Annotated in this window: 10 protein-coding genes; 2 read left to right on the top strand and 8 right to left on the bottom strand. The window is 42.8% G+C overall.

The genetic code is table 11. From position 1 onward, the window contains the following. Positions 1–12: 12 nt before the first annotated feature. A complete protein-coding gene (locus tag A142_RS01145; RefSeq protein ID WP_139137149.1) occupies positions 13–4,104 on the top strand; it encodes a VWA domain-containing protein in 4,092 nt (1,363 codons plus the stop codon). A 74-nt stretch (positions 4,105–4,178) separates the two neighbouring features. On the opposite strand, the gene A142_RS01150 is transcribed toward A142_RS01145, so the two are convergent. Together A142_RS01150 and A142_RS01155 are read right to left on the bottom strand one after the other, a co-directional pair. Beyond that, positions 4,179–5,372, bottom strand: a complete 1,194-nt coding sequence (locus A142_RS01150; protein WP_019823208.1) for a class I SAM-dependent methyltransferase — start codon at positions 5,370–5,372, stop codon at positions 4,179–4,181. Positions 5,373–5,501: 129 nt separating this feature from the next. Further along, a complete protein-coding gene (locus A142_RS01155) occupies positions 5,502–6,905 on the bottom strand; it encodes a methyl-accepting chemotaxis protein (RefSeq protein WP_019823210.1) in 1,404 nt (467 codons plus the stop codon). An 88-nt stretch (positions 6,906–6,993) separates the two neighbouring features. Here A142_RS01155 and yccX point away from each other — a divergent pair, with 88 nt between their 5' ends. Beyond that, positions 6,994–7,281, top strand: a complete 288-nt coding sequence (gene yccX, locus A142_RS01160) for an acylphosphatase (protein WP_019823212.1) — start codon at positions 6,994–6,996, stop codon at positions 7,279–7,281. 58 nt (positions 7,282–7,339) lie between these two features. Here the strand turns inward: yccX and A142_RS01165 are convergent, their stop codons facing one another. The 6 genes from A142_RS01165 to A142_RS01190 all read right to left on the bottom strand — a co-directional run bounded on the left by A142_RS01165 (position 7,340) and on the right by A142_RS01190 (position 12,969). Next, positions 7,340–7,669, bottom strand: a complete 330-nt coding sequence (locus A142_RS01165) for a TusE/DsrC/DsvC family sulfur relay protein (RefSeq protein WP_017057205.1) — start codon at positions 7,667–7,669, stop codon at positions 7,340–7,342. A 160-nt stretch (positions 7,670–7,829) separates the two neighbouring features. Continuing rightward, entirely contained in the window at positions 7,830–8,495 is a 666-nt protein-coding gene (locus A142_RS01170; protein WP_017057206.1) for a Bax inhibitor-1/YccA family protein, read from the bottom strand. Between the two features lie 282 nt (positions 8,496–8,777). Continuing rightward, entirely contained in the window at positions 8,778–9,542 is a 765-nt protein-coding gene (locus tag A142_RS01175) for an amino acid ABC transporter ATP-binding protein (protein WP_017057207.1), read from the bottom strand. 22 nt (positions 9,543–9,564) lie between these two features. After that, complete coding sequence (locus tag A142_RS01180) at positions 9,565–10,662, bottom strand: amino acid ABC transporter permease (protein ID WP_019823217.1); 1,098 nt, start codon at positions 10,660–10,662, stop codon at positions 9,565–9,567. A 1-nt stretch (position 10,663) separates the two neighbouring features. Next, positions 10,664–11,869 (bottom strand): amino acid ABC transporter permease, encoded by a 1,206-nt coding sequence (locus A142_RS01185; RefSeq protein ID WP_019823219.1) that lies wholly within the window; start codon positions 11,867–11,869, stop codon positions 10,664–10,666. Positions 11,870–11,940: 71 nt separating this feature from the next. After that, positions 11,941–12,969 carry an amino acid ABC transporter substrate-binding protein gene (locus A142_RS01190; RefSeq protein ID WP_010440731.1) on the bottom strand — a complete coding sequence of 343 codons (1,029 nt, stop codon included), beginning with the start codon at positions 12,967–12,969 and terminating at the stop codon, positions 11,941–11,943. Positions 12,970–13,131: the final 162 nt, after the last annotated feature.

Consider the following 13,131-nt stretch of genomic DNA (forward strand, 5'->3'; position numbering starts at 1 on the left):
GTGAGCGTGAGCGTGACAGCACAAGACGATACGCCCACCTCTTCAGATGGTGTTATTAACACTAACGAAGACACACCAACCTTCATTGAATGGAGTTCATTCGGAATTACCGATGTTGATTCACCTGATTCAGCTCTAGGTATTGAGATTACCGATTTACCAGATAACGGTCAGTTTGAGTATTTCGGTGATGATGGTCAGTGGCATGACATTTCGGTTGGTCAAGTTATTGACAAGGGCGAGTTTGATGCAAATAGAGTTAGATTTACTCCGGATGAAGATGAATCTGGGTACGATAGTCACTCAACTCCAGGTATCGGGGATCAACAACAAGATTATGCACAGATTGGTTTCAAACCAACGGATGGTGTAAACGTAGGCCAAGAGTCGACTATAGCGATAAATGTTACGCCAATTGCTGATGCGCCTAACTTGATTACTAACATAGACGGTATTGAACTACCGGATCAACAATTCAACGTAAATATGTGGAATAGTGTCTCTGTTGGTTCCCAATATGGGGTTGGTAATGGTGTGGACCCTGTTACCTTGATAAATGTCATCGATGGTTTGGATAGCAACAGTAGTTCTCCAAGTAATGTCAACGATGTGCGTGATGCTAGTCAAGGTGCGGGTCAAGCTACACTCATCACTGGCTTAATTTATTTAGAAGCAGGTAAATCTTATGATTTCGTTGGTAATGCGGATGATAGTTTAGCGATAAAAATTGGTGGCGAGCTTACAGATGATGCTCGATGGGGAGATAGTAGTGGGAGTATCCAAGGGATTGCATTTACACCGACTGTGTCAGGTTTCTATCCGATAGATGTTTACCACCATAACCAGAGTGGCCCTGGTAATTTCGATGTCAATGTTTCTGTAGATGGCGCGAGTCCTGTCAACTTAGATAACACGAACTTTGGTGTAGTCAGTGATGTGTCTCAGCTTGATAATATTGACATAAGAACATCACAACTAATTAACGAAAATGGCGTTGAGTTCTATCAGGTCTATACAACGAATGAAGGTCCGCAAGACACCCGTATTCCACTGACGGAGCTGCAAGCAAATTTAAATGATACTGATGGTTCAGAAACTTTGGCTGTTAATGTAAGTGGTTTCCCTATCGGTTCTGAGTTAAGTGATGGAGTTAATTCTCACACATTCACTAGCACTAATGAGACGTTTGATATCAGTAGTTGGGAGATGACAAATCTAACTGTCTTACCGCCTTCGGGAAGTCACGACGATTTTACTATTGATGTGGAAGCGATCGCTAGTGAAAAGGATTCAACAAGTACTGCTACGACTACGACAAGTATTGATGTGGTTGTTCATGAATACAATGTTACAAACACGCAGCCAGACACCCGTACTGTAGATGAAGATACAAGCGTCTCTGGTAACGTTTTAACAAACGATACTGATGCAGATAACATATTATCACTGCAGTCAATTGAAGTAGGAGGAACCTCCTATAACGTTGGTGACACTATCACGCTAACTGTTGGTGAGTTGACGGTTGAGCAAGATGGTAGTTACGCGTTTGTACCATCTGATCATTGGTCAGGTAACGTTCCGACGGTGACTTACACTACAAATACTGGTGTGAGCGATACTCTCGATATTACCGTTAGTGCGGTTGCTGATGCTCCTCGCGTAACTATTGCGGTCGGAGAGCTGCAACAATCACAAGCTGTGCCTGAATTTGGTACTTCACCTAGTGATATTAGAGACCTTGTAAGTAGTGGTGAGACATCTATTGGGGGTGTTAACTTCGACCACGTTGACCAGTCTCCAGCTTTCAATAATGGCAATCAAGGCGATGACTTGATGATCGCACCGGACAATGCGGCGGCTCAGCAGTTTGTTGGCGATCAGCAAGCCGTTAACCTGAGTCAACAGGGTAGCGATACGTTTGTTGGTACTAGTGGCAATGATTCGTTTTATGGTGGTAATGGGTCTCAGGATAGTAAAGTTGAAACGGATACAGTTATCTATCAAGGTAAATTGTCTGAATACGATCTTGATTTTAGAGGCCTGGAGCATAGCCAAGTACCTTATTGGTTAGTTAAAGATTCTCTTGAAAGAGATACATCTAGTGATAATTCACCTTCTACTGAAGATGGTGATCACTTATATGGTATTGAACGAATTATTTTCTCAGATGCTGTTGTTGAGATTGATAGTGAGACCGGAGAATATACAGTCCTACAAGACAGCGTAATACCGCTAGATATTTCAGCGGAACTCGTTGATAACGATGGTAGTGAATCGCTAGGTAATGAATTTACTCTTGAAGGCATCCCTCATGGTGTCGACTTGTACGTTGGTGGTCAGCTTATATCTCCAAACATCGACGGTTCGTATTCAATTGTTATACCTGTTTCTGGTGATGTTAGTGCAGAGCTTCGAATTCCTTATTCTTATGAAGGAGACCTTGATTTTGAGCTTTCTGTATCTGCATCATCTTCTGAATTGATTAATAATGATGAAGCAATAACTATCACGTCAGCAGATATAAGTTTCAGAAGCTATGATTTGGAATCTGGCTCCCACGGTGATGATAATATCAAAGGAACAGAGAACAACGATTTGATTGTTGGTGACGTTCAAGGGATTCAAATTGTTGCTGGCGAGGATTACAACATAGCGTTTATTCTCGATACGTCGGGCAGCATGGGAAGAGATGTTGAAACCGCAAAAGATGAACTGTTGGTTGTTTTTGATGCGATTCTTGCTAGTTCACAAGGGCAACATTCCGGTCAGGTCAATATTCTAATTACGGATTTTTCAAACAATTCAAATACGTCAGTATCTGTCGACTTGAGCAGTCAAAACCCAAGAGAGCAGTTCGTCGCAGCACTTGATTCCATCACTGATGCTGGCGGAGGTGGTACTAATTACGAAGCTGGATTCCAATCTGCTGTTGAATGGTTCGCTGACCAAAACGGTGGGAACAACATTTCATATTTCATTTCTGACGGTGAGCCGACTTCCTTCACTGACAGTAGGTTAATGAAAAGTGAGTTCGATGAAATATTGATCGATTATGATTTGAGTACGAACCAAGTTATAACACTGGCCGATTTATTGCCTGCCGGGTATACAAGTGGTGTTGTTAATTATCAAGGTAAAGTATTAATCGATGATAAGCACAAGTTATATTCACCATTAACTGGGGAACGAATTGGTGACTTAAGCATTAATGGTAATTCTTACGATTATTACGACAAGGGCGGAGTCAACAAGCAAGGGCAACACATGTATCAACTGCTTGCATTGATGTCTTCTGTTGACGCTATTGGACTAGGGAATTCACTAGATGAAGACGTTCTTGAAGATTATGACTCTGATGGCCTAGTTGAAACGTCAATAGATGTAACCAAATTGTCAGAGGTTATTCTTGGTAAAGAGGTGAGCTTGTTGCAAGGTGAAGACCAAATTGATGCTCTAGCTGGTGATGACATCATGTTCGGTGACTTAGTGCAGTTTGACGGTATTTCAGGGCAGGGCGTCGCAGCGATACAGAAGTATGTAGCTCAAGAAACTGGTCAGCAATTATCTTCTGTGTCAGCGCGAGATATACACAACTATATTTCAGATAACGTACAAGATTTTGACCAATCCCGAGCGAACGACAAGGATGATGTTTTATCTGGCGGTGAAGGCGATGATATTCTGTATGGTCAAGGTGGCGATGACACTTTAATTGGTGGCTTGGGGAATGATATTTTAGTTGGAGGAGATGGTGACGATTTGTTCCAGTGGGTTGACCAGCCATTCCAAGGTGATGTTGATACTATTAGCGACTTCGCTCTAGGGGAAGACCATCTTGATATCTCGCAATTATTGCCAACGGAAAATTCAATGTCTGATCTTCTGGAGCATATCACTATTGAGAAAGTCGATAACGGTGGAGGTGATAAAGATTTGGTTATTACTATTTCTGAAGACGCGAATAATGGAGGTCAAACACAAACTATCATTCTTGATAATACGGGGAACCAGTTTGATTCAGTGAATGCTCAAGGTGATGGTAGTGTAATAAGTAGCGATTTGAGTAATTTGGTCAATCAATTATTCGTTAACTTACCAGACTAAAAACAAAAAGGGCCGAAAGGCCCTTTTTTAATACGTCTGTTTTGCTATAAAAGCTAGATCCTAAAGCTTTAAAATTAAAGAACCTTACAAGCAAAACCTTTCAGGTAGAAACCTTCTGGGTAGGCCGTGTCCGTTAGGTGGTCGGCTGCTTGCTCGAAGCGTTCTACGAACTTAACAGTGCGGCCTGCGTCTAATGCAGCGTCGGCGATGATTTTCTGGAACAAATCAGTACCCATTAAACCAGAGCAAGAGTAGGTGAGTAGAGTACCACCTGGTTTCAGGATTTGCATCGCAAGCATGTTAACGTCTTTGTAGCCGTTAGCGCCTGAAGTCAGGTTGTTCTTGCTTGAAACAAACTTTGGTGGATCCATGATTACTACGTCAAACTTAGTACCTTGGTCTCGATATTCACGAAGCAGTTTGAAAACGTCAGCGTTTAGGAATACAGCGCGCTTTTTCGAGATATCAAACTCGTTAAGTTCAGCGTTGAACTTAGCTGTATCAAGAGCCAGTTGAGATACATCTGCGTTGATTACACGCTTAGCATCACCTTTAAGGGCATACAGACCAAAACCACCTGTGTATGAGAAACAGTTAAGAACATCTTTGCCTTTAACGTACTTCATTGACTCTTTACGGCTATCACGTTGATCCATGTAGAAGCCCGTTTTATGGCCTTCCATGATGTTCACGCTGATCTTCACGCCGTTTTCTTCAATGACTACTGACTTAGGTGGCTCTTCGCCATGTAGTACACCGACAGTTTGTTCTAAGCCTTCTTTTTTACGAACCGCTACGTCAGAGCGTTCGTAAATATTGCAATCAGGGAAACACTCAACTAACGCTTCAACGATAATGCTCTTGTTGAACTCTGCGCCAGCGCTCAGTAGTTGGCAAACTAAGAAGTCTTGGTATTTGTCGATAGTAATACCTGGCAGGCCGTCAGATTCAGCTGCCGTTAAGCGGTATCCTGTCAAACCATCGCGTTCGATAATATCTTCACGCAGTGATTGTGCGTCTTTAAATCTTTTGATGAAAAACGCTTTATTGATTTCTTCCTTTTCAAATGTCCAAACACGAGCTCGAATTTGAGAAGCAGGAGAGTAAGCTGCTTTCGCAAGCCACTGACCATTTTGAGCATATACGTCTACAGTTTCACCTTGTTTTGGTCCGCCTTCGACCTTATCGATACCGCGAGAAAATACCCAAGGGTGTTTGCGGCGTAGTGATTTATCTCGGCCTTTAGCTAGATGAATTGAAGGAGTCATAATTTACTCTGTTTGTTGAATTTGAAGGAGGGGTATTGTCGGGGAAGTACAGGTGAAAAGCAAATAAGAAAGGGCTGCAGAAGCAGCCCTAGTAATGATTAATCAACACTTAGTGGTTGGATATCAGTATTAAGCTTTAAGACCTGTCAGCAAACCTTCCATCGTATCGCTTTGTTTACGAAGTTGGTCGACATTGGAATTACTCTTACTGATCATCTCGCAGATACTGTCTGATTGATGACGAATCTCTTCAACACTTTGTGCAATGTTGTCAGCGACTACGCCTTGTTCTTCAGCCGCGGTAGCAATTTGAGTGCTGCTATCTGAAATAGACTGGTTCTTTTCAGCTAATGAACCGATCTCAACGTTCACTTCCGACATCAGTGTTTGGCCTTCACCAGCATTGTTTACCGTTACTTCCATCAGTTTGGTCAGTGATTGGCTGTTACGTTGTAATGACTCAATCATACTTTGGATTTCAACCGTTGCTTGTTGAGTACGACCAGCAAGGGCACGAACTTCATCGGCAACAACAGCGAATCCACGACCTTGCTCGCCTGCACGTGCAGCCTCTATGGCAGCATTCAGTGCCAATAGGTTAGTCTGCTCTGAAATGCCATTGATGGTTGCGACCACTTCATCGATCTGCGCCGCGTTGGCATCAAGCTCTTCTACTGCTTGTGAAGCGGATTGGATCTCTTGAGATAGGTTAGAGATAGACTCCAATGTATTTGAAACCTTGACTTGACCACTTTGAGCAACGCCGCGAGCGTCCATGGTTTGTGAACTAGACGCATGAGCAAGAGTTGCAACTTCGCGAATCGTAGCCGCCATCTGTTCCGTTGCACTTGCCAAGCTATTCAGGTGTTCCTGCTGGTTACCTGAGATGTCTGAACTTTGTTGTGTTGACTGGTTCAAGTCCGAGCTGATTTGCTGCATGAGAGCAACAGACTCTTGGATTGATAGAACCATGTTTTGTTCACGCTCTGCTACCTTGTCGATTGTAATCGCGATTTCACTGAACTCGTCACGAACTAAGAAGTAGTTCATGCGGCAAGTTAAGTCGCCATTCGCTAGAGTGTTCAAGGCTTTATTCATTGAGAACATCGCGCCGCCAATGAAGGTCATGATGTAGTAAACACCTAGCGCTATCAGCGTTAAGGTTACAGCGATGATAGAAACCTGAGTCGTCGATAGAGCAGACCAAAGGTTTTGATCATGGTTAGCAACTAGACTGAATGCACCATTCATCACCGAAACAGAACCAGCACCGTAGCCTAAAGAGATGGTTTCAGAGTTGCTAACAAGCTGAGCTACTTGGTCTTTAGTGAGTTGGCCGGCTTCGATAAGCCCTTTCATCAAGAGCATTTCTTCTTGATAAAGGTGAGCAAGTAAAGAGTCCGCGGCGCTATCTAAAACGAGAGTTAATATAACCAGGGCGAGAAGAGGCAATAAGAAGAGTAGATAGAACTTTTCTTGGATTTTTAGATGAATGAGATATTTGTCAATCCAACGAAATGGGATTTCTTTCATAATCGTTATACTCGAAGTAAGTCCACCAATAAGCGGTGAATGAATAGAAGCTAAACTATATCATTCATACAATTTATGAGGCAACGTTATGGAAAGTTCGCAATATATTTTTGTCGTATCAGGCGTAGTTCAATGTGTTGGGTTTCGTTATCACACCAGTAGACAGGCGCAAACTCTAGGTCTCTCTGGCTATGCAAAGAACTTAAATGATGGTCGAGTTGAAGTATTAGCTGTCGGAGAGAGTCAGCAAATAGAGAAGCTACATGCTTGGCTTAACATTGGCCCTTCAAGCGCGACAGTAGACAACGTAGTGATGCGTCAAATTAAAGAAAGTGAGCAACAGAACATACGTGTTGGGGAGTTTAAAATACTGTAGTTATAGCACTACAGTATTTATATCGAGCGTAACTAAATAACCTAAAGTGAGTTAGGTTTTACAAGCACTTTGCTGGTTTAGGTAAACCGGCGAGCTTGGTTGCTTGTTTTGCCGGCCCTTTTTTGAATAACTTGAATAGGTACTTGCTGTTACCTTTTTCTGGGCCGTGCGCTTTTTCCATCGCTTTAACTAGCATACGAACCGCTGGTGAGGTATTGAACTCTTCGTAAAAGCTCCTTACAAAATGGACGACTTCTAAGTGTGCATCCGTAAGTTCAATCGCCTCATCTTGAGCAAGAATTTCAATCATACCTTCTTCCCATTGCGTGTAATCCAATAGGTAGCCTTGAGCGTCGGTTTCGATTTGCTTGCCGTTATATTCAAACATGTTTAATCCAGAATCCAATTAACTATGCAGGTAGGGTACATGACCAAGTTTATCTTTCTCAATAGAAATTGTAGCTATCTATAGAAATATCGCACTTATAGATACAAAAAAGCCCAAGAGGTAGGCTCTTGGGCTAGATATTCTTCAATGATGGGAACGATTAGTCGTCGCTGCCCATGATGCCTAGGATACTTAGTAGGCTGATGAAGATGTTGTAGATCGATACGTACAAGCTGATCGTTGCAGAGATGTAGTTTGTTTCACCGCCACGAATGATGTTTTGCGTTGTAAGCAAGATAACACCAGTCGAGAATAGGATGAACATACCGCTCATTGCCAATGATAGAAGAGGCATCTGTAGGAAGATGTTTGCAACCATACCTACAAGCAGTACAACGAAACCAGCTAATAGCATGCCGTTAAGGAACGACAGATCACGCTTAGTTGTTAGTGCGTAAGCAGATGCGCCCATAAACGCCAGTGCTGTACCGCCAAGTGCAGTTAGGATTACATCACCCATGCCTGCGCCAACGTACATATTAAGAATTGGACCAATGGTGTAGCCTAAGAAACCTGTAAATAGGAATGTGAAGACTAGACCCATGCTGTTGTCACGGTTCTTCTCTGTTAGGAAAAGTAGGCCGTAGAAGCCAACAAGCATGATAATAAGACCCGGGCGAGGAAGGTTCATCGCCATGGATACGCCTGCTACAACAGCAGACCAAAGTAGTGTCATAGACAGTAATGCGTAGGTGTTACGCAACACTTTATTGGTTTGCAGAGCACTTTCTTGAGATGCTGTGCGTGAAAACATAGGGCTGTTCATAATCTTCCTCGTAAGGTGACTTCAATAGTTATTAGTACATTTATGGGGGTGAAAGTTCGAAAAATCAAGTCTCTCATTCCTCTTGTATACGTAAAATAATAATCAAAATAGTCGGTTAAGTGTTTCTGAAGGTGTAACAAAGTATTTCTTAAAGTGCAGTTAAGGTTCGATGTTCAATTTTTATCGCACTGAGTCGCTGTTTATAATCTTGAGAAACTAATTATAACACTGAAAACAAAGAGACGACCTAAGCCGCCTCTGTAGTTTATGCATCATAACACATTAGTGGTGTAAGATTTGGCTTAAGAAGTTCTGCGTTCTATCTGATTGTGGGTTTTCAAAGAAATCGACAGGGTTGTTCTCTTCTATGATTTCACCGGCATCCATGAAGATAACGCGATCTGCTACCTCTTTAGCAAAGCCCATCTCGTGCGTTACACAAAGCATCGTCATGCCTTCTTCTGCAAGCTCAACCATTACGTCTAATACCTCACGAACCATTTCTGGATCGAGCGCCGACGTTGGTTCATCAAACAGCATCACTTGAGGGTTCATACACAAAGAGCGAGCGATAGCTACACGCTGTTGTTGACCACCTGAAAGCTGACCTGGGAACTTGTCAGCTTGCTCAGGAATTTTTACACGCTCTAGGTATTTCATCGCAATAGCTTCAGCTTCATCCTTCGGCATCTTTTTGACCCAGATAGGTGCGAGAGTACAGTTCTCTAATACCGTCAGATGTGGAAACAGATTGAAGTGCTGGAAACACATGCCGACATCTCGGCGAACAGCTTCGATGTTCTTTAGATCTTCCGTCAATTCATTACCTGAAACGAAGATATGACCTTTTTGGTGCTCTTCTAATCGGTTGATACAGCGGATCATTGTTGATTTACCAGAGCCAGATGGGCCACAGATAACGATTTTCTCGCCTTTCTTAACTTCTAGGTTAATGTTCTTAAGCACGTGGAACTCACCGTACCATTTGTTCATGTCTTTCAACTCGATCATAAGACCTTGAGAGTTGTTTTCTGTCTGCTGCGTCATAATACGTCCTTGATCTTGTTAATTATCGTTTGTGACCGGTGTGAAGTCTGTTTTCTAGCCATATCGAATATCTCGACATGCCAAAACAGAACACCCAGAACACTAACGCGACAAATACATAACTTTCTGTTGAATACCCAAGCCATTCAGGGTCGGTATTCGCGGCTTGGCCAATTCCTAATACATCAAACATACCAATAATCAAAACAAGACTGGTATCTTTGAACAAACCAATGAAGGTGTTCACAATTGAAGGAATCGTGATTTTAAGAGCTTGAGGAAGAATGATAAGCCCGGTTTTTTTCCAGTAGCTTAATCCCAGAGCATCAGCCGCTTCGTACTGGCCTTTTGGTATTGCTTGTAAACCACCACGAATTACTTCTGCCATGTAGGCTGCACTGAATAGTACTACCCCAACAAGTGCTCTAATCAGCTTATCGGTTTCTGTTCCTTCTGATAAAAAGAGCGGGAGCATAACTGAGGCCATGAATAGAACGGTAATGAGCGGTACGCCACGCCAAATTTCGATGTATACGGTACACATACTGCGAATGATTGGCATCTCTGAGCGTCGCCCAAGCGCAAGTGCAACACCAATAGGGAGTGACACTACAATACCAACAAGTGCGATGATCAGTGTAACCAGTAGGCCACCCCATTTATGGGTATCAACAACTTCTAATCCAAAGACACCACCGTATAGCAAGCCTGCAATGATAAATGGGTAGATGTTTACGAAGAACAACCAGATCCACGTACGTTTAGGTGTTTTTTCGTAGGCTAGTAAGGCTACAAAAATGGCTAACGTTGCGTAGAAGAGGCGAGGTCGCCACAGTTCAGCTTCTGGGTAGAAGCCATACATGAATTGCTCCCAACGAACGCTAATAAAAACCCAACAAGCGCCTTCGCTAGTACAGGCATCGCGTGTGGTTCCTATCCAGTCGGCACTGATGAATGCCCAATCTGCTACTGCCCATATAAGAGTAAAAGCAAAGTAAGCAAGAACCACAGTGACGATGCTGTTAATTGGTCCATTAAATAGATTTTTTCTTAACCAACCGACTGGCCCAACGGTATTCGCTGGAGGCGGAAGATCAGGTTGAAATTGATGTGTACTCATCTTATCTCTCCACCAACGCTACTTTGCGGTTGTATATGTTCATTAGAGCTGATGTTAATAGGCTCAAGGTTAGGTAGACGCCCATTGTCATCGCGATTACTTCGATAGCTTGTCCGGTTTGATTCAATGTTGTTCCTGCAAATACAGAGACAAGATCAGGATAACCAATGGCCATCGCAAGTGATGAGTTTTTGGTCAGGTTTAGATACTGACTGGTTAGTGGTGGGATAATAATTCTTAATGCCTGTGGGATAATGACAAGCTTAAGGGTTCTAGAGCGTGGAATTCCTAGAGACATAGCAGCCTCTGTTTGCCCATGGTTTACGGCGTTAATACCTGAACGAACAATCTCGGCAATGAACGCTGCTGTGTAGATACTTAAAGCAAGCATCAATGCAGCAAGCTCCGGGATTATGCTAACACCACCCTTGAAGTTAAACCCTTTTAAAACAGGGTAATCAGCAGAGATAGGCATGCCCATAACAAAGTAAGTCACCAAAGGTAAGCCTAAAATCAACGCTGCAGCAATTCGCAACATAGGTGTTTGTTGGCCGGTAAGTTTCTGTTTGTTATTAGCCCAAATGTTGATAATAAACGTAGCGATAATACCAACAATCAATGATGCGATGACAATGCTACTGCCTTGCTCTAACACTGGAGCAGGGAAGTACAATCCACGTACGTTCAAGAAAATTGCTTCACCTAGGCTCATGCTTTGACGAGCAGAAGGCAAGGCTTGCAGAACGGCGAAGTACCAGAAAAAGATTTGCAAAAGAAGAGGGATATTTCGGAATATCTCAATGTAGACAGCTGCAAATCGGCTAACTAGCCAGTTTGAAGACAGTCTAGCGATACCCATACTAAAGCCAAGTATCGTGGCAAGCATGATGCCTAGTACTGAAACTAAAGCGGTATTGAGAAGACCGATAAAGAATGTACGACCGTATGAGAAGGTCTCGTCGTATTCAATAAGTGTTAAGCCGATGCCAAAACCAGCTTCTTGGGAGAGAAAATCAAAACCAGTGGCGATACCACGGGAATCTAAGTTAGTGAGTGCATTATTTACAATCGTGTAAAAGAAAGCACAAAGCGCCCCGACGGCGATAATTTGGAAAATGATAGAGCGAAAAGTGGGGTTGTAAAATAAGTTGGCACTTTTGGGCTGTGGCTTTGCCTGCGCTGGAGAAATAGTTTCATTAGGTTTCATACTACTATAACCTCAAATCCATTTAATAAATAGGGCGGAAAACTCCGCCCTAATTGATGCTTGAAAATTTATTAACGGATTGGTGGAGCGTACATAAAGCCGCCCGCATTCCATAATGCATTTACACCACGAGAGATTTGAAGTGGAGAACCTGTACCAACAGTACGCTCAAAACTCTCACCGTAGTTACCAACTTGCTTAATTACTTGGTAACCCCAGTCGTCACGAATGCCAAGGCCTTTACCTTTAGGACCGTCTACACCAAGAATACGTTTGATGTTTGGATCTTTTGACTTAAGCATTTCGTCTGCATTTTTAGAAGAGATGCCGTATTCTTCCGCGTTAATCATTGCTGAAAGTGTCCACTTAGCAACGTTAAACCATTTATCATCATCTTGACGAACAACAGGGCCTAGAGGTTCTTTAGAGATGATTTCAGGAAGTACTTGTGCAGATTTAGGGTCAGCGAGGTTTAGGCGAAGTGCGTATAGACCAGATTGGTCAGTAGTTAGCACGTCACAACGACCTGCGTCGAAACCTTTAGATGTTTGTGCCGCTGTATCGAATACCACTGGCTTGTAAGACATGCCACTGTTACGGAAGTAATCGGCTAGGTTAAGTTCAGTTGTTGTACCTGATTGAACACATACAGAAGCACCATCAAGCTCTTGAGCACTTGTTAGGCCAAGATCTTTCTTAACCATGAAGCCTTGACCGTCGTAGTAGTTGACGCCTACGAAGTTAAGACCTAGAGCAGTGTCACGATGTAGTGTCCATGTTGTGTTACGAGATAGTACGTCGATTTCGCCAGATTGAAGCGCAGTAAAACGCTCTTTTGCGGTTAGAGGTACATACTTAACTTTAGTCTTGTCACCGAGTACAGCCGCTGCAAGAGCTTGACAATACTCAACATCAATTCCTTCCCATTCACCTTTTGAGTTAGGGTTAGAGAACCCTGGAAGACCTGTACTTACACCACAAGTTAGAAAACCTTGAGATGTGACTTTGTCCAGAGTGCTTTCTGCCGCTGATGCTGATGTTGCCATCATCGCAGTTGATGCAGCTACTACTGAAGCAAGAAGTGTTAGTTTATTTGTCATTTGTATCCTTCCTTGTTAACCAGGTGACACCTGATACTCGTGCTCGTTTGAGTGTCTCTTATGTGTTGCGTTTTCTATGACCTTGTTGCTCAAATTACAAGAGTTGCATTTTGCAAATGAAACTGTGTGCGATTTAAGCAACTGTTTATAAGGTTAGGAAAG

This window comes from Vibrio splendidus 12E03 (assembly GCF_000272105.2).
Classification (GTDB): Bacteria; Pseudomonadota; Gammaproteobacteria; order Enterobacterales; family Vibrionaceae; genus Vibrio; species Vibrio splendidus_I.